Genomic DNA, 22,100 nt, shown 5'->3' on the forward strand with positions numbered 1-22,100 from the left:
ACCGACAGATGAGAGTGGAACAGCACATGGAAATGCAAAATATCCTTCACAATCTCCAACATGAAAATAATTCACTTGTCCGTGAGGTCGCTGAACTTCAGAACCAGACTGATAGTGACAATCAACCTGCTGGTTCAAATCAAGTTCAAGCCCCCATAGGAGCAAATGGTGACACTTTAATTTTCAGACCCGATGAAACCCTTGAAACAGATGTAACTAGTGTCTATGGCGCTAATTATAATCTTCAGAAAAAAGTTAAGAAATTTGTATCGGTTATTGAAAATTTGAATCGAACAATAGATAAATTGCGGCTTGATGTTGCTATTTTGAAAGAAACAAATTCAAAATTAGCGTCACCTGAAGTTAATAATATCGTTGAACAAAAGGTGCAGGCTGGTGTTAAAAAGAACATCAGTGCTGAAAAAAGAAGGTCAATGGTCAACTGGTATAAACACAATCAAAATGGCTTTCTGGATTATGCTTTTTTTGCTGATTGGGGTGTCTATCCTGTTCGGGTGAAAGGTAAAAATGTCATACGGAAAGGCGATATTGAAATTATTGCACATAGCAATGCAGAATTTAAGCGTGGTCACATCAAATATGAGCTTACACCAGAACAGGTTTATCAAGGTGATTTTCACATCTGTGGTGAAACAAAAAGTGGGATTTACGTTATCGGGAGCGGCATGAAAGATTCGAAGTATTTGAAATATTAATGGTGATAAAAGAACTTTGCTTCTTAATTACACCTTTGCTAACTCATCAAACAACCACTTGTGTTCTAAATAAATCTCATTAATTGATTTTTCGATGCAACATATATACATTTTGTTACATTATCCTGGTAAAAAGGATTAAGATTAATCGATTGTTTGTTTACCAACTGTAGGTATTGCGCCTGCAAAAGATTTCATAATTAAAGGTGCAGAAACTCCTACATGAATGATTAAAATGGGCGAATACTCCATTCCACCTTCATAATATGCCCAAGCAAGAAAACTTCCAACAAGTGGTCCACCGAAGAACTGTACTGTATACAACCAATCAGAAAAAGTTGGAGTACGTTTAGCTTTAGGAGTAGTTTGCAACTCTAAAAGACGAATAAAATTTATTGCTAAGCCACCAAAATATGCTAAAAGAACAAATTTCATTAAAATGGTTTTACCCCCTTTTATCATCCAGTCTTTTTATTTTACCTTATCAGATAAAGCCGTTAATATGCGATTAGCGAAGTTTCCCTTTCTCATATATTTTTTCTTTGTTGTAAATATTTCATGTCCATTGTCATCCAAGTTAGAAGATTCGACAACCACACCTTTCATTTGAAGCTTAAATATTGCATGTTCTACTACATCTTTATTTAATGAATTTTCTCTAGCAATCCCACTGACAGTTCGCCAATCATATTCCGGTTCGTTTAACGAAGCAATTACTCTAATTTCTATATCGTCCGACATATTGCTAGTTCCTCCATTTAAATTGTAATTTTTTGTATGCCAATTAAATAATTTTGTTCTTTTACTATTTAAAGATAATGACAAAATTTTTCTTATTTTGCTCAACCATTATTTATAATTTCATTTCTTGCTTGAATGAAATATCAAGGCTGGGAAGGACATTTGTTGATACCTTGAACCTGATTATGGATTTTGAAGAAAAAGGCATCAGGGTCGTTTCATTGAGTCCCAGTGAATCATGGTCTACGATTGAAGATTCACATTACAGAAGGCTGCTGACATCACTGTTCGGATGGGTAGCTGAGAATGAGAAGAGGATTTTACAAGAACGTATCAAGGTCGGTATTGAGCGGTACAAGAAGGAAAATGACAAGTGGGGGAGACCTACAAAGGAACCCGATAAGAAAGAAGTCATGAAATATAGGAAAAAAGGTTTGACATGGGCTGAAATTTCACGGGTGATGAATATTCCTGCCAGCACGTTGTATAAGTACAGGGATATTTGGGACGAACGTAGCAGGGTGGAGAAGGTTAGGGGTATTGTTGAATGATAGTATAGTAGAACATTATGACTACTGTGAAGCATTATGTGGATTACACTGAACATTGAGAGGGATTTGATTAAGCAGCATGTGACGAGCTTGATGGGGTAGTGAAAAAGTAAGGCTTCTACACGAAAATCAGATATAGTTAGTTTGTATTGGAATGAAGATGGAATAAAAGAGCTCGGATTCCTTTCCTTGTATCTATGTTAGATTCTAAACAAAGATAAAAGACACGAGCTAATGAATGTTTAAGGATTAATGAAATCCATTTATTCCTATATTACAAATGAATGAGTCCAGTTTAAGTTATTTTATTTTAAAATTTTTATTTTTGTTTCATGATACCCAAAACTTAGATTTGTTACTAATGAACATTGGTATTTTTCTGAAATAGTAATCCTGATTAATACTCTAAATCAGAAGAAGATTAATTTTGTCAAAATCTTAATAACAAAACCTTCTGATTTCAAAGGAAAGAAGAAAATAATAAAAATATAGAAAGATATTCCTTTTGATCTTCCATCTCGAGTCCCTTCAAAGAAATATCAAACCCATTTTTAACGCAAAAACTCTTTGCTTTATTCATTCGTTCAATCAATTCCAATATATCCTTGTCTGATTGAATTGCAGAAAATTCAGGAGGTCTATCAAGGTCAAAAAAACGGTATGTTGAATAAATATCACACCAATCATACATATCCAAAAGCTTTTGTCTTTGCTGTTTAATGTTCAGATTTTTTAAAGAAAGTGTTAAGTCGAATTTTTTACATCTGGTTCTTACTTGATTCATTAGTTTGATGTGCTCAATCATCTTTTCATTCGATTGAATTTGATCATAACTCGTTGGCCTTCCTAATCCAAAAAATTTGTAAGTTGAGCGAATTGCACTCCATTTTTCCATATCTTTATTATACCCTATTTTGTCTTTGTAGAAATCTAGCAATTCTAATGGCTTGTTTATTCCTTTCATTTCGGTCCAGATTTTGTCAGGATTTTTAAGTTTAGACAAAACATATCTCACAGAAATATTGTGAATACGTACTAGTTTTCTAAAAAGCCTTACATCTGAGTCAGACCAATTTTCATGAATGAAATAATCTTTCGAGCTTTGTCCAGATCTCCATTTGTGAGGGTCATAATTGTCATTTTTAATACTTAGTGGGCGGTATCTACAATCTGTAATCTGAACTTCCCACTTAAAACAATATTTGATTTTTTCAATCATCTCATCAATCGGAATTTCATAGTTGTAAATCATGAATACAAAAATATCTTTGCTGTTGTATCCAGCATCAATAAGATGTTTTATCTGCATGGCAATCGTTTGCTTGTCAGAAATCGCACCATCCCACGCAATTCTGACATTTGTAAATCTTGCTTTTTTTAGTAAAATTGCAATGTCAGGATCATTTTCTAGTAGTCTACCATCAAATCCACTTTGTGATTCATAAATAATTGGTCTCCCATTGATTCGTATTTCGGATAGTGCTACCAGTACTTCCTTTATGTGCTTATTTGCCAAAAAATTATTGTCAAAAAAGATAACTTTATTTTTCCCAGCTGCCAAAATCTCTTCACTGATTCTTTCAGGTGTTTTATCGAGTCTTTTGGGTTCAATTTTCCAAGTACCACAGAATGAACATTTTCTAATACAGCCCCTCATCCCATGCATTACATGATAATCTACGTTGTCTATGAGAGAATAATCAGGCATAGCCTCTTCTGCTTCACTATTAAGTCCCACAAAAACTTCTGCTTCATATTGTGTTAATTGTTTTTTGAAATAATCCATCTTATGATGTAAAGTGGCATAGATACCACCAATAATGATCTTAGACTTCGGGAATTCATTTCTATAATGAGAAACACACTTCCAAACATTATCAGACCAATAAGTGAATAAAGTCGTGATCATTATCGTTTCATAGTCTCTCTTTAATTCTGTTTTAGACTTGTTGCCCCTAACCAGATTTACATAGCATCCTCTACTCTTGCACTAGCTACCTATTTTCAAGAGACCAATTGGAATAAAGTTTTTATGAACTGAATTCGCCTTATTTTTACTTTTCTTTGGGTATGGAAAATTAGGTTCCACCAATAAAATTGATTTCTTGTCCATTATTTTTCCCTTATTGATGAATATGTTTTGAGGACTGAATTAAACAAAAGTGCTATTGGGTAAACTAGTTGCTCCAATATACAATTTTTGATGTGGTAAGGATTATATGGCAATTATCAACTGTTTCTTTTTATGATTAAACACTTTTTAAGCTTTTCACTGATAGCATCATCAATTGGATCAGACAGTCTACTATTTCCACTAGCTACCCTTCTCAATGAAAAACCAAACATTCTTAAGAATCTACCAATTAATGACCCTTTTTTATTGATGAATTGATAATTTTCAATAACATCTGAATTCCCAATTAATTTACCAATTACCAGTAAATTGTTCACATTATGGAATGAATAGTGCTTTTGTTCATTGATTCTTGCAGAACACAATACTTTAAAAGACGCTTCTTTATAAGAAACTAAACCTAATTCCATTGCTAAAGAATATAGCTTTTTTTTAGTGATTTTGTTATTCCCTTCACTAAAAATATCAAGTACCTTTTCAGGACCAATTTCATTCCAAATGCTATTAAAGAATAAATTGTTAAATTCTTCTTCTGACAAACATTTTTTATCTAACAGAAAACCCACGAGATTAAATAAATTTTCTTTCTGTTGAAGAGATAACCAATATAAGCGTTTCATTTTTGTTTCATCATATTTCTTTCTGTAGTCTAAAGAATTCAACACATCATAAAACGTTTTTAGATTTACCAAAGGCTCCAATATTGCTTCAAGAGCCATTTCATCTTCACTCATTAATGTCTTTAATAAGTAATTTTCAATACTTTCCCTTTCAACACCTTGGATATAAAATATTAAATCGCCTTCAACGAGTTCATCCACAGGTAAAAGAATGTAATCATCACTGACTTTCTTTCTAATCAATGTATTTATAGGGAAGGAGATAGTGCCAGTTTCATCTGTGTCATACTTAACAAGAAACTCAATTTGTTCTTTACAAGCATGAGATTCAACTGAATTCTGAATACCTTCTGTGTTAGATTTCCATTTTAGTTCAGTCCAAAGATCTTGAATTGTTCTAATTTCATCTTTTTCAAGATCATTGTTGCCAAATGATGACAAAATTTCATCCCTTATTAAAGTGTCAATTGGCGAATCATCGTTAATTTCATTCGCATTGTCCACAAATGAATTTTGAGTAGATGGCAATTGAAATCGTTTACTTTCACTTGTATTATTTACTGAAAATGATAAATCTTTATCAGAAATAATAGTTCGTTTTTCTGAAAGAAGAGCATCATATAAACTTATTTGATACAATAATTGTTTGAAATTTGCTCCAGGATATCCAAAAAAAGTCACCTTCTTGAATGGAAGTAAGAGAGAATCATACCCTTGTGAAATCAAAATATCATTATCTGAAACTGTGTGGAAAGGAAGTGGACCAGGAATTAATAATTCTGTATTTTGGATTAAACCAATTGGGAGGGTCAACATTTTTGAAAGCTTGCAATACAAAATATCTAGTTCATGCAAAGATTTTGAACGAGCATCTCTATCTCTGTATTGTAATTCAACATTTAATTTCAAACTGTTCTGGAATTTATTAAATTTTTGATCGAAATCGATATTTAATACTGTCTTTTCATAAAAAGAACCGTTTTTCTGTACTGTCAAATTATATAGCACAAAACTATCAAATGTATCCCTACATGCCCTCTTGACATCCTCATTATACCTTAAATACCTGACAGAATTTTTTGTGGAAATAATAACTTTGAATTCATTATTTTCATAATACGTTTCTAACCTGATAATCGAAGAAGATGCAAACATTTTTTTTAGTTTTTTTGTACTTGATCTTTGAAAGAGGCCTTGTTGATAAATTAGTACCTTTGATTTGTCTCCAAATATTAAATATAATTCACTGTTTTTATACATTAATTTAGGAATATTTTGTGCATTCAACAGGTTTTTCATCGATTTGACAAGATAAAGTATAGAATCAATAAAAGATGATTGTGTTGCTAAATATGGATATAAATTTGCTACTAAAATGGACTTATTACTATCATTCACATCTGTTTTTGGATTGTTAATCTCGAGCCCTTTGTTCAATGTTTCAACTATGTAACTTTGAAAAAGTGTCCGTTTTGAGATTGCAGAAGTTGAAAATAAATTCCTGAATTCATACCCGATATCCCTAGAATTATTCAATTCTGAGCATAGCCCACAAAATGTACTAACTGAGTGATTCTTTTCTTTCATAGTTGTAGAAAATATTTGATCTATAGGAAGAGTCATCCAAGATCCATTTTTAATACAACTGGTTTTAATTTCAGATGGTAAAAGAAAACTATTGAGCATTGGCGGAAAACTTATCAAATTTCTTTCCTTTTTCTCAATTTTTTCAGTATTAAGATGATCACGGATATTTTTTAGCTGTACATCAAGAGGCCAATCCCACTGAATAATATCATCTTTAGATATGTAGTTCGAACTAGTATTTAGCGGAGGTAAAATTATGCTATACAATAATGATGTGTTTTCTGGATAGTATAAATCCCATAGATCTCCTTCTAACGATAAGTTAACAATACTAGATGGAGGTTTTTCAAAACGATTACGTGATTCAAGACAAAATTGTTTTCCCAAATGAATTATATTTATTTCATTATTGTCTTTGATCTTGTCCAAAAAGGATGCTAACCCTTTAAGATAAGGCCATGAAAAATGTAAAACCAGTTTAGTATCCATCTCACAAGATCTGTTTATTAAGCGAATAAGATTTTCAAAATTATACTTCCTCTCGTTTATTGATTCATATATTATCAATTTCGGATTGAAATTATTTAGTTGATAGTTGTCTTTTTCGAATTTAATCGTTTTTTCAGAAATAACAGATGCTGGAGATATATCTGTAATTGGAATCGAAACAATCTTAGGCATTGTCTGAAAATTGCCATTTGATAAGTTGTTACTTACATTAGAATCATATTCATTTTTGTATTTTCTAGTTCCATATTTTGGCCTCTTTGAAACTTCAAATTCAGTTATTTCATTTGTGTCTTCATCAATAATCCCTTTACACCACAAAACATCGTGATAAAAATATAATGAGCTAGACTGCAAACCATTAACGAGTTTTTTATACATTAAAGAAAAATAAACATCCGTACTTTTATTGAACGATTCATTGAACTGAAATCTCGAAGTTCCAATCAAAACATCACTTTTTGAATCATATGCAAATAAACATGATGCAAGGGCAGACATATTGAAAGGCCCTTGTGAAAATATAATGGTTACTTTTTTTGATGATTTTTTTGATAATATAGAATCAAGAATGCTCAGTGAAATCGGAGACAGTTTATCCTCTGTATTTTTAGAAATAATCGACTATTGGAGTTCGTTTTCTTTACCTAAAATACATTTATATTCCACAGAACAAATCTCATCTTGATTCATTTCCAAACACTCCCTTGCGAAAACATAAAATCAAAAACTTCACAGATTCCAAATACCTGAATACCTTCAATTAAACATCCGACTTCAAAATTCGCAACGAGATTGTTCATGCGTAATTCTGCACTTCCAACATATGCCATATCAAAATCAGCAATTATGAGTTTTGCATGAGTACTAGAAATTACATGCTTTTCACTAAAGTGATAGTCTATAATTTTTAAATTATCCACTTTTCCCAGATCTGTTGCCATATCAATTAACCATTGAACTTCATTTCCACGGATTTTAGGTCGTTTGAATAGTTCTCTTGTCAGTAATCTAATTTCCACATCTCTTTTTAGTGCATCAGACAACAACTTTCTTAAATCTGGAAAAGAAGAGTCATCTAAAACATTTTCTTCTATAAATGGTGAACAAATTCGAAGACATGTCTTAGTAGAACGAATTATTTTACGAAAACAATCAACACTATCTATCTGATTATTCCTTTTTTCAATGCTTTCAAGGCTTAATTCCCTTAATCGTGGTCTGGAAATTACAATTGATGTTTTAGTTTTAAAATTTGGTAGTTGAAAGGGTTTTATGAGCCTAACAACAGAGTCTTCCCAAGGATTTTTTTTAATAACCATAGCAAGAGTACCACTATCAATTCCATTTTTGACAGTATTTATGAACTCTGCTTTGGTAATCGGTATCGAAGAAGTATATTGTTGACGAATATCTTTAATGCTGCTAGCTTTTGAATCGCATAAGAAATCCTGAATATGATTACAGATTACTTCTTCGATATTTGGATTAATAATCATAACAGGTAACCTTTCCCAAAGCGTTCAGAGTTCCCAACCAATGTCGATCTATCAAGCCCTTGGTTAAAATTGTAACAGACAAATTCAGGAATGTAACTACACGAATTGCATGCTCCCCCTTCATCATACATACAAGCAGGGTCTTGAGGACAATCTTCTGCCAACTCTTTCACTCTACTAAACCAGTCTTCTAAGTGGTATTCGTATGTAAATTCTAAACCACCAATATTGATACTGTTTGTAGAATAAATGAAAATTGAACTGGTATACGGACAAATGATTTCAGAAAGACTGCTGATATCCAACCCAGTATCAATTGTTGATTGTTGGATCAACATATGAGAATATGTATGCAATAGAGTGTTAACTGCTTCTTTACATTTGTCATCATTTAGGACAGTATTTCTGAAATGTGTGTATGCATCAACTCCTTTCGGAACTTGTATGTCACATGTAGATCCTATTTGTTCTTTATTAGCATGTAACCATTGCAATATTCTATCAAAATCAAGTTGGAACAATACACCCTCTGTAATGAAATCCCTTGCAAAAACGGTAGGCTTCTGCTTATTTGAGGCACCAGTCTCAATCGTCCTAAAAAGAACAGGGTCTCTTCTAGTTGAACCTTCAATTATTCCTAAAAGTGCCTGAATAATTTTTATATCTGAAAAATGAACAATTTTGTATAATCCAAACTTATTCAACCAAGTAGAAAAATCGTCTGGTTTACAAGAAGGTTCTTCTTTTTTGCTTCGATCTACAGAATAAAGTAAATTTGAGCATTGAAGATCATTTTCACTAAAATGTATGTTTTGTACAGATTCAAGAACCTTTTCAATATAGATAATGCCATATCTGTTTTTAATTTTGACCTCATCAGCACCATCATCAATTCGAGATTTAGACTCTTTTAATACTCTTTGAACAAATGTTAAGAATGGGTTATGATGAAGTTGATTGTGCTCTTCAATTTTTAGATTCAAATCAAGATCATCACAAACATCCTCAAAAATCTCTTTAATTTTTGACATGTTCCAAAATTCTTCTTCATTTGATAATGCACTTTTGAATTCAGGAAGACTTAATTTTGATTCCTCTTTCAAAGAACTAAAAAAGTAATTAAATGCTTCAGACAATAATATGTCATTAGTATTACTTTTTTTATCGGTATTGCTTTTCTTTGATAAATCAGGAATTGAAATCACATAAGGATGAACAATTGCTCCAGATCTTGCAGGAACCCCACGGAATTGTTTTGGTTTTTTTGTTGACAAAACTTCTCCAGTTTTACGAATTGTGTGATCGCATTTATAAAAATAGAGACCTTGTTCATCATGACATTTTGTACATTGTACTTTATATGATCCAATTTTGTCTTTACCTTTCCATCCTAACTTTAGAAGTGTTCCCTTACCACCACATTTCTTACAATCATCTTTAATATTTGTCATATAGTGAAGAGGTAAAAGTCTTCCACATTCATCACAAAAAGCAAGAAATGTAAATTGTTCCCAAGGATCATTGTTTTTGTGACCACACGTTCTTCCTTTATTCATTTCAAAATATTGATAGCAGCCGTCTTTTTTACAAATAGCACTTGATGGTGAAATTTTGAAAACACCTGATGCACCTTCTTCATCCACGTCATCAACAAGTTTAATTTTTTTGATTATTAAATCATCAGGAATTATTTCATGGAACATTCCACCGTCTGCCTTTCTCTGTGAAATTTTTTTGTTAATAAGTTTACTAAATATAGGTTTATACCTCTCAGAATTAAAATCATTTACAAAATCATAAAAGTTGAGACTTACTTCAAAACTCAAATATTGACCATATTTTCGTGAAAAAAATTGTCCTTTATGTCCTTGAAAAAAGCAACTACTTTCGGCGATGTCATGAATATATTTATTTTTCATATTTACACCTCCATTTTGTCCAACAGCATCTTATCCCTGTTATTTAGCTCAAGTGCTACATTTTTTTGCATACCCCTCATTCCAGATTGTGTACGGTAGTACGGATGGCCCGTTTTCGTGAGAATATTTGGGAAAAAAGTATCCTCTTTATCTTTTCCAAGTTTGATCTCGTTTAGTCTTTCTTCGACCTCTGTTCGAACGTCAATATCTAATATACGATCCCCATAAACATTGTATATAAAATTTATTAGTTCTTCAATATCATCATCTTTTAAATTTAAAATATCTTTTTTCTTGTAAAGTGGTTTACCTTTTTCATTTGATAGATAGTTGAGAATACCTGCACAAAAAACAGAATTCATTGTCTGCAACAAACCTAATTTTGAAAACCTATTTATTGGAATTGGACGGACTTCATGATCTAAAGAATTGTGATATCTATTGAAGTTTCGATAAAAACTTTCATCTCTGACACGATTAGGATAAAACCACAGTAAAATCATACCCAAATGCTTTCTTCCTACACGGGAAAGTGCTTGAATATACTCTGAAGTTGAATATGGTAAGCCTTGGAATACCATAAAATTAAGTTCATCTAGATCAACCCCATGTGAAACAACAGAATTAGAATATATTGGTTCAAACTGAATTCCATCCATATCAACTGCAGAAGGGTTATAATTGAAGACAAAATCACGAACTTTATCAATTGCTTTCTTTAAATCTTCGAGCTCACTATCACCTGTCAATACTATACCCTGAATATCAGAATTATTAAACTCGTTCTTTTTTAATGCATCATTAACAACTGCATCTTTTAATCGTCCCATATCATAAACATCTTGTTTTTTAATGTGATACGTAAGTGGTACAAGATAATGATTCAAAAGTTTCTGTGCCTCTTTACTATTTGTTATTCCATACTTAGCACAAAATTTAGATGAATTAGAATTAAGTTCTTTTTGTGAAGTAATTATAAATTCTGCATAGTGCAACAATGTTCTCAAAGAAGCATAATGGTTATCCCTTAAATTTGGTTTTAAGCCATAAATGATTCTTTTTGGGCCATCTCTTTGTTCAAAGAAAAAATCGTTTTCACTGCCTGCACCTTCTGGACATCTACCAGGAATTACAAAGAATTTTTTATTATAAAGTTCTTTGATCTGTTTTTCCGCTCCGTTTAGAGTTGCACTCATTGCAATATGCTTCATTTTACGACCAGATCTCTCCTCGACTATTGCTTCAATCAATCCTTCGAAATGAGAAGAAATTGTGCCAAATCCTTCTTTTAATAAGTGCATTTCATCTTGGATAGAAAGACGAGGGCCACTCATACTAGGTGTAAACTCACCAATATTAGTGCATTGAAATTCTTCTTCCTTTTTGTCTTCACATTTGTCCCCTGAAGGAATAAATCCATGATTATCTGGACACATACTTCCAGCTCCCCCCAAGAGGTTACGAGCTCTTCTCTGTTGTGACAAACTTGCCCACTTATCAACGGTTGAGACAATAACAGTTGGTCTCCATCTAAAAATCTCCCTATCACTTTGGTATATAGAAAATTGTTTGTTGCAGTTATCACATTGATGAATAATTGTTTTTTTTGCAGAGTCTTCCTTTAATTGAATATTGCCCTTTGAATTTGATGAACATAATGGGCATATAGACAAAATTGAAGAAATCGGCGCAGGAGATATTATTTTGTTATGATCATAAAGATTGTTTCTCACTTTCGAATACAAATCTGGAAAATCATCACTTTTACTGCCTACATAATACCCAAGTGAGAATGGAACACCAGGGAACAATTGATTATTTTGCTTACGAATTTCTTCAGCATGAATTATGATGCTTGCGATTCTTTCAAGCTGTTGAATCGATAACATTCGAAGTGGAAATTTTACAATTGCGCTTACTCCCTCTATTTTACCAGTAATTCTTTCATAAAAAGAAGTAAAAATTACAAGAGCAAAATACGCCTCAGACTTACCTCCACCAGTATCCACATGAAGAACATCTGTTGTATCTAGATCAGTTTCTTCCGAAATTGATTCGATGCTTGATAAGAAGAAGGCAAGCTGGAACAACCTCCAACCAGCGTTTGGTACTGAAGGATTTTTAGTTGAATAGTAATTGTTAAATGTTTTGTTTGTTTTAAGAAAAGATTGTTGAACATCTTTACTTGATTTTATTAGTTCAATTCCTTTTTCAACCCGAGCAATGAGTTTTTCAAAATTGTCTGCATAAAATATTCGTTCTCCCCAAGTACTTTGCCTATTTTCATTGCTTTTTCTAACTTCAAACTCATCTATTGATACATCTGAAGGAATATTGTTTTTGTAGATCTCATTATATTTTTTCATTTCAGAAACAAATGCATCCAGAGTTCCTATTGAAGTGTCCAGTTCCATCAAATTAGAAAATGTGAGATTTAAATTCGAAATATTAGATCTTGGTAAAATGTTTTTTTGTTCAAAGCGAGCAAAATGATCAGTAACAAATTTGTTTTGTTGTTCATCCACCCAACTTGCCTGACAATTCATCGTTCGAAAATCATAAAAATATCGTTGCTTATGTCCTTCATAAGAATAATTATCAACAAATTCTTCAGTAGATAGGTTGTCGATATCAACTTCAAGTCTACAATCGAAAAGAGTGTTTTCAAACGCATTTTTTTTAGTAGAATCCGAAGCTTTTTCTGAGGATTCATCTTTAACAAGTTCTTTTCCAGTATTTTCATAGCTTAAAGTAATTAATTTATTTTCATCGTCAAATTCGGAAATCTTTACCGATACTTTTGCAGCCCACAAATTGTCATTTATACTTCTGATAATCAAAGGATCAGAATTTGCTTTTTCACGAACATCAAAAAAATCGAGATGCATCTCTTTTTCAGTTGATAAGTCTATTTTGTATGTGTTAGAAAAGGGCAATCTTTTCCATAGATTTTTGCTTTGTTTACCCTGTTTGGTTGAGTTGGGGCCAAAATTTTCTTCAGCATCAGATATATTTTTGATATTATAGTAAACATTCCCAAGTGCATTTATAGTAATTTTAGGTTTATTTTGAATTTTATTATTTTTTACCAAAAAAGACACTTTTAGTTTCGATGCACGTATAGATGCTGCTTTTTCATCTTCTACTTTATCATCACTACTCTTTCTTGCTGCAAGAGTTCCAACAAGGTACATACGGCTTGGTTTTTCAGAAACAGTTTCATCTTTAAGATGAGTTCCTGAAACTTTGGATATTATATAATGTGAGAGGTCGGAAGCAAATTTGTCTTGGGTAAGTATATCAATCATAAAACTACCTTCAAAACTTAATTAGGCCCATTCCATATAAATTTATTGAAGTTGTGCCGTACATAAAACAGATGCCATGCATGACACCTAAAAAACTTATTTGAAAAACTTGAAGGCCCATTTGATTGGAACGGTGCAATATATGAAAAACTTGCTGAAAAAGCAGGTGTATATGTGATAAATGTAAGGGGATGGGACTGGACATTAGATTATCCTGATGGTAAGAGTGATATCATTTACATTGGTGAATCAGAAGATATTGGTAGAAGGCTTAAGCAACACAAATCTTCTGGGAAGAATCTTGGTTTGGCGGGCTATGCGAAGAGGCTGTCTTTGAATATCTATCTCAGGAAAGTGTATCATAAATCTGAACTGGAAAGACATGAGGCATATATGATAAACCAATTTGCGAATAAATATGGTTCTATACCCATTTGCAATGGTCAAAGACCGGATGCTGACTGATAGGTACTTTCTGTAAAATTGTCCTTTGCTAATAAGAGTAATATTTCCATTAGCAGTGACTGAGATAGAATGCGCATGAACTATGGCATTTTTTTAGATAATGAAGTTCATTGCTGATTGAAATAGAAATTCCGTTTTCTTTTTTGCTAATATCCAATTTAAAGGCTTTTAAGAGATCTAAAGTTCTTTATCCATGGAAAAGTAGGTAATGAATAGATATTTTCAGTGAAGAGGTTTATTTTAGCTATGAGATGGGTTTGCAACACACAGATGAAGTTGGTTTGACAGACATACAGAATATGGATCAAATATTTAAAAATGTAAAGAAGAAAGAATACTATCATGTAGAAAAAAATCAAAAAGCAATCCGTCATAGTATAATATAACCGGATACCCAATAGTTTGAGGTAAAAAATTCAATTTTTCAATAGGTATTGCCTTCAGTTTGAATAAATTAAAACTGCTTGCTTTTTACAACTTTATAAAATTAATTAAATAAGTTTAATATCACGGTATTTGGGATACTTCAAACTTTGAAAGGTATAAATGTAATATGTCGCAGCATTTTGGGAATAAGTTATGCGTGCGCGCATGTGCAATAATCAGATGCCATATGTTAAACTGATCGAGAAGAATAATTTAATGAAGCAATGCTTAATATAGAATATAAATCATATCAATATGTAACTTAAATCAAAATAAGTGGGATTATAAACAAGAAGTTGGTGCTCCGGCCGGGATTCGAACCCGAGTCTTCGGCTCGAAAGGCCGGAATGATTGACCGGACTACACTACCGGAGCACGCTGTTTTTTGCTTACCTTGAAGCGACCCTAGTAGGTACGTTAGCAATATAAAGCTTTCGGCCGAAGGGTCATTCTTCGTCTTTTTTTATCTCGTCTTCCAGGGTTAACTGGTTGATCCAGGTGGATAGTAGTTCGCAGATCTCGGGCTGGCAGGCTAATCTGCAGCCTGCGCAGGGGGAGAACATCTCTCCTGCGAGAAGGAGATCATAGGATTCCTCTTCTGGTGCAACTACTTTGATCAAATAGGTCCTTGCGCCGTTATTGACCGCAGACTCACGGATGATCAGATCCGAGTTCATCAGCTTGGTGATGACCCTTGAGCACTTGCGGCTGTCGATCTCCAGCATCTTCCAGAGTTCGTTCTGGTAGACACCGTCTTTGCTATCGCTTATCAGTTTAAGAGTTCTTTCTTCTATTTCCATGGTTTATGTCCGGAAAATAAAAGCTTTCAGTTCTCTACAGGGATGATCAGGATTATGTTGTTACCTCTCAATACAACGGAACCAAGAGAGCGCAGGCGCTGTCCGTCAGCTATCTCAACAGTGTCCACAAGGTGAAGGTTAAGGTAATCGTCAGCACTTTCTAATGTACCTTCAAGAATATGCTGGTTGCCTTTCATCTCTACCTGGACCTTAGATCCTACCAATTTCTGAACTTTCTTATTTGGGAACAAGATCGTATCCTCACACTCATTATTCAAAGATAATAAACAATATGATCTGCAATATGTATTACTACGTATTGGAAAAGGTAAACTGTCCAACCTACTATTTATTACTGCCGATTAGAACCCCTTATCAACTGTCCTTATAGTAGTATGCAGCTAACTTCTTCAAGTTTAGCTTTAGTTTTAGATGTATCCCTGTATCTCGGATGTATCCTCAGGCTGCTTCATTTTTGGTGGCTGCTTCTGCACTCTGGTGATCGGTCCAAACATCGCCTCGTAGTCGCGGATGTGCTGCTCAAGCCAGTGGGAAAGCTCCAGTGCCGCAAGAGGTGAGAGTATCACTTCTGTCTCAATGCTTCTCTGGACCACCTGTGAATTAGATGACTTGTCGAATCCCTTTGGGCTGTCATTGTAGAAGCCGATCCTGAAATCATAAGGGCTGTGTCCGCCAAGTGCACCGATGGCATAAACCTGTTTGAAGTCCTCAGGTTTCCTGATCTCGATCTTCAACTTCTTTGTCACTTTACCTTCAGGATTTTTTTTCTCTTCTGTCATGGTCATATATCCTTCAAAAGCCGTACCTAATTTGGAAAAGTAATTGTTAACATACATTAAAAGGTTTTGTTATCATTAATTCAAAGTGCGGTCTTCATCCCACGATAAGCTTCTTAAGATGCCTCGCCGAATTTGCCAGGTCCTTTTTGGAATAAGCCTTTGCGATCCTTTCAACAGCATCAAGGTTGCGTATCGCATCATCCAGGTATCCCAGCAGGTCTCCCGGGTAGGCAGTGATGCCGTACTTATCCTCAAGATAGTTCACGATCTGTATTGGGTCATAACCGTCAACCCTCAGGTCAATGATCTTCTCCGAGAACAATCTCTCAGGACAACCGCAGTAAGGACTTTCCTTGCAACCGCAGGTCAGGAAATCAGTAGCGAAGTTCAGGATCTGGTCCTGCATCTTCATCTCAAGCCTGGAAAGGTTCTCACCCTCAAGCACAATGTCCATGGAAGCGCCCTGGAACACCCTTGAAGGCATGTTGATCTTCAGTGCAGTAGATATCTGGGCTGCGTACTTGAAATAGACCGCTTCAAAGAACTCCAGGTTGGTTATTATCTCCACCGGCCTGTGATCGGAAAGCACTGCATCCCGTATCAGGAATGCCTTTGAAACGGAAAGGAAATGTCCGGCAGCAATGCTTCCGAACTTCGTAAGTGCGATATTGTCCCCCTTGATGTTCAGGAACTTCTTTTTCTGTAGCCTTGAAAGCAGTGCCTTCAATGAATAGTTTGCAAGCATAGCTTTGTGTATCGCCTCAAGGTCACGCTTGGACGATGTCACCGCAGCAGTAGCCAGGATCTCCTCCATCTGTTCCTCTTCGCCATATTCCACATCGGTGTGCTCCATCTCTCCGTTAAGGAGCTTGATGGCAACCTCTTCCTCAGTGCCGTTCTGCTCGCTTGTATAGCTCTTCTGTGGCGTAGCAAGCACCACTACCACACCCCTGTCATGGAAATCCGGTCTTCCTGCACGTCCCAGCATCTGCAGGAACTCCTGCATGGTAAGCCATTCGATACCCATTGAAAGGGATTCGAATATCACCTGTGATGCAGGGAAATCAACACCTGCTGCAAGTGCAGCTGTTGTGACCACGACAGGTAGCTCTCCTTTCTCAAAACGTCTCTCTACCTTCTTCCTCTCCTGCATGGAAAGGCCTGCATGGTAAGGGGCGGTCGATATTGGAAGTGCCTGAGCTATTCGATGGCAGTTCCTTCGTGAGTTCGTAAAAATTATCGTCTGGCCCTTATGGCCTTTAGAGGATGTTTTGGCATACTCGTCCCGCACAAGCTTTGACATAAGCCTGATCTTGTTGCTCTCCGGGCAGAACAGCAGGTGGCGCTCAATGGGCACAGGCCTGTATTCATACTCCACAAGCTCGGCATTAAGTCTTTTCGCAAGCAGTTTCGGTTTAGCCACGGTGGCTGAAAGATAGATGAACTGTGCTCCCGATGCAACGTACTTCAGCCTTCCGATAAGTCCGTCCACCCTATGGCCACGCTCGGAATCCTCGATCATGTGGACCTCATCGATAACAACAGTGCCGATCTGGCCCAGAAGGTCGGAATCCTTTGACCTTAGTATGTAGTCAAGACCTTCATATGTGGCCACAATGATGTCCGAATCAAGTGTTCTTCGCATGGACTTTGTCTTCGATGTCCGTATCCTGGAACTTCCCACTCTTATGGAAGCCTTAAGGCCGAGTTCAGAATACCTCTTGTTGAACTGGTCATACTTCTGGTTCGCCAATGCCACAAGCGGTACAAGATATAGCATCTTCCCCTGACCACGTATGATGTTCTCAATACCGGCTATCTCTCCAATGAGCGTCTTTCCGGTAGCAGTTACCGATGTCACAAGCTGGTTCTTACGCTTTAACAGTCCTTTTTCCACCGACAGAGATTGTACCGGCAACAGGGTATCGGACTTCTTTAATAGTATCTTTTTGAACTTATTTGACAGGGGGATGTCCTTTATCCTGATCTGCGTGAGCTGTGTCTGGGCCTCTATCGTATCAAACCGTGTGTACTCAAGGTCAAGGTCCTCCGGACTCAACATGCCTATTGTGCGGTCAAGGTCCCGTGTGTTGAGCATGATCTGCTGGATTCGTTCTGCTGCTTCATCTCCGAAATAGCTATGGGCATTTCGAAGTGCACGGTCCAGTTCTTCTTTTGCACACTCCTCGCAAATAAGCTCATGATGGTATTTGATGGATTTTTTATTGATAAAGTTGAATCTCTTTTTCAAAAGGCAGAACCTGCACACATGTGCATGCTCCCAACCAAGATGGAAACCTGCAAGCAGTTCCTTAACATCTCCCTCTCCCTTCTTCTCGCTTTCGATGTCGATGAGAATACGCTCTGACATCCGTAGCAGGTCTATGAACTCTTCAGGTGGCCTTAGTTCATCCTTCTCGTCCCTGAAGATCCGGAACTTATGTGGACGCGGTCCTGCGTCTGTCTTTCTCAGGATAAGCTCTCCGGTAAACTGGGGAAGACGTTTCCTGTCTTTAATGGCCATTACAATGACCTTGGCCTTTTCAGCCTTGAGAAATGTCCACAGAGTCATTTTCGGGTTTCAAAGAGATGTACTTGTATATAAACAATGTTAATCCTTGTAATTTCACAATGAGTGTACTTCATGTGGCCATATGTGTTCATACCTTTTATATGCATGTACATGCCTACATTCAATTGAGTATATCTAACCTGGTCGTATAATTTCGGAGTGGGATAACAATGTCAAGCCAGCTTTCTGTAGGTACGGAAATAATAATAACTCCAAGGACGTCGCAACATAAAGTAGCGGCAGAACAGGAGATATCTCTTGCAGAAGAGTCCCAGGTTCGCAGGAAGCTTGAGCTACGTACCGTCCCGAAGGAAACTGCTCCTGTAACTGAAACAAAGGCCGTCGGGGAGATCCGCGTAACAAATGAGGTAAGGGACGTCCAAAAGAATGTCTATAATGGTCCTGTTGTTGTTCCAACTGGTATCTACGTATTGGACAGGACCCTTGGAGGTGGCCTTCCTCTAAACTCCATGGTCTATTTCTCTGCAGATCCAAGATCCATGTCTGAAGTATTCTTTTACGAGTTCACACAGTCCCGTAAAACCTATTACTTTACCACTGGACGCAGACCTAAATATGTCCGCAGTGATATCATGAACCAGAACCTTGATCCTTCGAATGTCATATTTGTGGACATCTATAGTGAGTATTATTTCACTTCCATGGGAGACATGGTCGATCATCTGGGTAATGGGCACATTGATTCCAAGATCATAGAGTACGCCGAATATAACTTACGCACCATCCTGAATGATTCACAGGGCGAAGAGATCAACATCATTTTTGATAATTTCTCGTTCTTCATGAACCTCAATGTGAATCCGGGACTTCTCAAGCGTCTGATCAATCTTCTCTATGAGACCACAAAAGAGGCCAACAGCATTACATTCCTTTATTCTTTGAAAGGAAGTCATGATGAACAGGCTGAAAATGAGATTCTCAATGCATCAGATGTTATCTTTGATGTAGATGTTGAAAGGCATCCTGATAAGATCATGAGCAAGCTTTCGATCCCAAAGATACGTGGAATGGCACCTAAAACAGATGTTATCAAGTTCAATGTCTCAGAAGGCATCAATATTGATACATCAAAGGATATTGCATAATCCATTTTTATTTTCTTCTTCTTCTTCTGCTTTTAGTTATTCTAAAGCTTCAATTCGGCTAGAATTAACTTAAAGACGTGCTCCTTGCGTAGCGTTCATGCATTCACATTCACGTGTTGCAGGAATGCAGTCAATGACATCGGTTAGCACTTCCAGCAGGATGTCCTGCGTCGTGCCAAGCTCAACAACGACCTCGTCGGCTGTTATCTTGTTCTCGGTCAGTCCGCATGCCTGGTTCGTTATGGTGCAAATGGATGCATAGCATAGTTCCAGTTCACGTGCAAGGACAACTTCCGGAAGTCCTGTCATGCCTACAATATCCCCGATCATGCTCATCATTTTGATCTCTGCACGGGTCTCAAAGCGTGGTCCTTCGGTACAAACGTATGTCCCTCTGGTATAGTCAAGCCCTTTCTTCTCAAGTGTATCCATAAGACACTTGCTGATCTGGGGGCAATATGGTTCTGTCATATCAACATGAATTGTGTTCTTGTCATAGAATGTGGATATGCGGCTCTTGGTGAGATCGATAAAATCATCAGGGATGACAAAACTGCCAATGTTGTGACCTTTCATGGTTCCTACTGAATTGGTGGCTATTATCTTTTCCACACCAAGCTCCTTTATCGCCCAGATGTTAGCACGGTAATTGATCATATGGGGAGGAACATGCTCAACAGCTCCGGAATGCCTCGGGACTATTGCTATGGTCTTATCATTCAGTTCGATGATGTATACACCAACATCCCCGTAAGGTGTATTAACGATCTTTGCAGATCCTTCTATAAAAGATGAGAATCCAACACCACCAAGTACTGCTGCATCGATTTTCATTGTGGTACTCGGTCTTATTATTTTTTAGTTTTACCCTTTCCTTTCTTCGGGAGCTTCTCAGGTGATGGACTGGTCATGGATATCTTGATGCCGAGAAGGGCGATCAGTATAGCGCCGACTACGGAATAAACAAAATACTGCAGGCTCAGTTCATTGCTTGTCGTATCGCCGGTAAAAGCGCTTACTGAGAGAATATAGGTGCTTGCACCCCAGAAAAGCAGACCAATTGCTATTATGAAAAGGGCTGGAGAAATCTCTTTTATTGTAAAACTTTCGCTGATCTTCTGGTCGACCATTTTCCCGATGTCTGCAAAAAGGATGGCTATAACGTACCACCAGATGGTGACATTAATGAAAACGGTAATGAGGGTAACTATTCCATAGTACCAGCTACCTCCTGTAATGTAGTACTGCCAGAGCGTCACAGCTCCTATCATAGTGGCGATCACTCCGAGGATAGCAGCTATTGTGTAAGTGACAAAGGTCATCTGGCCTTCGTAAAAGGAATCCTTCATTTTCTCTCTCAAAAGAGCGAATGGCTGGTCGAGGTTAAATCCCCTGTAAAGCATGTACATGCCGATCGCAGCCGAAATGCCAATAATTGCACCTTCGGGGTATCTTGCCAGCAGAAAAATTGCATAGATAAGTGCTGCAAGTCCCAGCGGAACAAAGAAGGTCTGCGATATTTTCGGATCGTTCAGTGCATTTTTCAGGATATAGTAAGTACTTTCGAGGTTTGCACTTTGCTTTACCACGATACGCTTGACCGAATCGATCTTGATACGGGATTGAACGATGGGGATGAGTGTTTCATCCTCTGCTCCATCAGATATGAATATTGCATTTGTGATCTCATTCTCGCTCAGGAATGCATCCAGCTGGGCAGATATCTTCTGGTCTGATATAACGCCCACATTCTTGTCACCTGCAAATGTGATGATCTGGGCATCCAGTCCCTTTGCAAGCAGTTCATCAAGAACATTGACACCGCCAAATATCGTATTGCTGTCGGAATCCTCCGGATCTGCAGTTGCAAGTTTCACTGCTGCATCGATGTTATCTTCACGTCCTATGAGTGGAGTGATAACATTTGCTTTTTCACCAAGATCATTGTCCCTGTCAATGCATATGACTAAAGTTTGCATGAAACCTCTTTATGATGTAACTTTGTACGAATAACACTTCAATTCTGTCCATTGTGTTAAAATTCACTACCTGACTTTAGAAGTATTACAATTAAAAGAATATAAAGGATGCTATCTCAGCCTTGATATATTGCATCTGATGTTGTATTATTATGCCTGATGATACACTTGATTATTTTTTCTGCTCTTGATTCAGGAAATAAACCTTGAGAATTCAAATAGTAACGTTCACCGGAATTATTAATTATGTCTGGATCAAGATCTTTAGCAGTTTGATCAGTTGCCTTGAAGGCAATAATAAGAATTGTTTGAACCAATTGCATAAGTCCTAAGCATACTCATAAGGAGGTCTGGGAATGAAATCTTCCTG

The 22,100-nt window shown here is 36.3% G+C and carries 17 protein-coding genes and 1 tRNA gene; 4 read left to right on the forward strand and 14 right to left on the reverse strand.

Going from position 1 to position 22,100, the window contains the following annotated elements; all coding sequences use genetic code 11:
• Positions 1-26 precede the first annotated feature (26 nt).
• Positions 27-716: a hypothetical protein gene (locus BMX02_RS07200; RefSeq protein WP_091690018.1), complete on the forward strand. Its 690-nt coding sequence runs from the start codon at positions 27-29 to the stop codon at positions 714-716.
• 144 nt (positions 717-860) lie between these two features.
• On the opposite strand, the gene BMX02_RS07205 is transcribed toward BMX02_RS07200, so the two are convergent.
• Positions 861-1,178, reverse strand: coding sequence for a hypothetical protein (locus BMX02_RS07205; protein ID WP_143052426.1), 318 nt, complete (start codon positions 1,176-1,178; stop codon positions 861-863).
• Positions 1,179-1,187: 9 nt separating this feature from the next.
• Entirely contained in the window at positions 1,188-1,562 is a 375-nt protein-coding gene (locus BMX02_RS07210; RefSeq protein ID WP_167879264.1) for a hypothetical protein, read from the reverse strand.
• Here BMX02_RS07210 and BMX02_RS07215 point away from each other — a divergent pair.
• A complete protein-coding gene (locus tag BMX02_RS07215) occupies positions 1,535-2,008 on the forward strand; it encodes a recombinase family protein (protein WP_091690021.1) in 474 nt (157 codons plus the stop codon). The two genes, BMX02_RS07210 and BMX02_RS07215, sit on opposite strands and share 28 nt — an antisense overlap.
• 460 nt (positions 2,009-2,468) lie before the next feature.
• On the opposite strand, the gene BMX02_RS07220 is transcribed toward BMX02_RS07215, so the two are convergent.
• The 5 genes from BMX02_RS07220 to BMX02_RS07240 all read right to left on the reverse strand — a co-directional run bounded on the left by BMX02_RS07220 (position 2,469) and on the right by BMX02_RS07240 (position 13,582).
• On the reverse strand, positions 2,469-3,917 hold the full coding sequence (locus BMX02_RS07220; RefSeq protein ID WP_091690022.1) for a radical SAM protein: 1,449 nt from the start codon (positions 3,915-3,917) through the stop codon (positions 2,469-2,471).
• A 320-nt stretch (positions 3,918-4,237) separates the two neighbouring features.
• Entirely contained in the window at positions 4,238-7,357 is a 3,120-nt protein-coding gene (locus tag BMX02_RS07225; protein WP_091690023.1) for a hypothetical protein, read from the reverse strand.
• A 188-nt stretch (positions 7,358-7,545) separates the two neighbouring features.
• Positions 7,546-8,355: a phospholipase D-like domain-containing protein gene (locus BMX02_RS07230; RefSeq protein ID WP_091690024.1), complete on the reverse strand. Its 810-nt coding sequence runs from the start codon at positions 8,353-8,355 to the stop codon at positions 7,546-7,548.
• A complete protein-coding gene (locus tag BMX02_RS07235) occupies positions 8,352-10,274 on the reverse strand; it encodes a hypothetical protein (protein ID WP_091690025.1) in 1,923 nt (640 codons plus the stop codon). Before BMX02_RS07235 ends, BMX02_RS07230 begins: the two co-directional genes overlap by 4 nt.
• 2 nt (positions 10,275-10,276) lie before the next feature.
• On the reverse strand, positions 10,277-13,582 hold the full coding sequence (locus BMX02_RS07240) for a DEAD/DEAH box helicase (protein WP_091690026.1): 3,306 nt from the start codon (positions 13,580-13,582) through the stop codon (positions 10,277-10,279).
• A 174-nt stretch (positions 13,583-13,756) separates the two neighbouring features.
• Between BMX02_RS07240 and BMX02_RS07245 the strand changes: the two genes are divergently transcribed.
• Entirely contained in the window at positions 13,757-14,047 is a 291-nt protein-coding gene (locus tag BMX02_RS07245) for a GIY-YIG nuclease family protein (protein WP_167879262.1), read from the forward strand.
• Between the two features lie 723 nt (positions 14,048-14,770).
• On the opposite strand, the gene BMX02_RS07250 is transcribed toward BMX02_RS07245, so the two are convergent.
• From BMX02_RS07250 to BMX02_RS07270, 5 genes are all read right to left on the reverse strand, one after another.
• Positions 14,771-14,848, reverse strand: a tRNA-Glu gene (locus BMX02_RS07250).
• A 71-nt stretch (positions 14,849-14,919) separates the two neighbouring features.
• Positions 14,920-15,273 carry a helix-turn-helix transcriptional regulator gene (locus tag BMX02_RS07255; protein WP_091690028.1) on the reverse strand — a complete coding sequence of 118 codons (354 nt, stop codon included), beginning with the start codon at positions 15,271-15,273 and terminating at the stop codon, positions 14,920-14,922.
• Positions 15,274-15,299: 26 nt separating this feature from the next.
• Complete coding sequence (locus BMX02_RS07260) at positions 15,300-15,524, reverse strand: LSM domain-containing protein (RefSeq protein ID WP_091690029.1); 225 nt, start codon at positions 15,522-15,524, stop codon at positions 15,300-15,302.
• Between the two features lie 177 nt (positions 15,525-15,701).
• A complete protein-coding gene (locus tag BMX02_RS07265; protein ID WP_091690030.1) occupies positions 15,702-16,073 on the reverse strand; it encodes a DUF3467 domain-containing protein in 372 nt (123 codons plus the stop codon).
• A gap of 94 nt (positions 16,074-16,167) precedes the next feature.
• Positions 16,168-18,645 (reverse strand): DUF5814 domain-containing protein, encoded by a 2,478-nt coding sequence (locus tag BMX02_RS07270; RefSeq protein WP_091690031.1) that lies wholly within the window; start codon positions 18,643-18,645, stop codon positions 16,168-16,170.
• A 170-nt stretch (positions 18,646-18,815) separates the two neighbouring features.
• Here BMX02_RS07270 and BMX02_RS07275 point away from each other — a divergent pair, with 170 nt between their 5' ends.
• On the forward strand, positions 18,816-19,751 hold the full coding sequence (locus BMX02_RS07275; RefSeq protein ID WP_091690032.1) for an RAD55 family ATPase: 936 nt from the start codon (positions 18,816-18,818) through the stop codon (positions 19,749-19,751).
• Between the two features lie 69 nt (positions 19,752-19,820).
• Here BMX02_RS07275 and BMX02_RS07280 read toward each other — a convergent pair whose 3' ends face one another.
• Both BMX02_RS07280 and BMX02_RS07285 read right to left on the reverse strand, forming a co-directional pair.
• Entirely contained in the window at positions 19,821-20,585 is a 765-nt protein-coding gene (locus tag BMX02_RS07280; protein ID WP_091690033.1) for an MTAP family purine nucleoside phosphorylase, read from the reverse strand.
• Between the two features lie 17 nt (positions 20,586-20,602).
• A complete protein-coding gene (locus tag BMX02_RS07285) occupies positions 20,603-21,730 on the reverse strand; it encodes a DUF373 family protein (protein ID WP_091690034.1) in 1,128 nt (375 codons plus the stop codon).
• Positions 21,731-22,100 lie beyond the last annotated feature (370 nt).

The organism is Methanococcoides vulcani (assembly GCF_900111645.1).
Classification (GTDB): domain Archaea; phylum Halobacteriota; class Methanosarcinia; order Methanosarcinales; family Methanosarcinaceae; genus Methanococcoides; species Methanococcoides vulcani.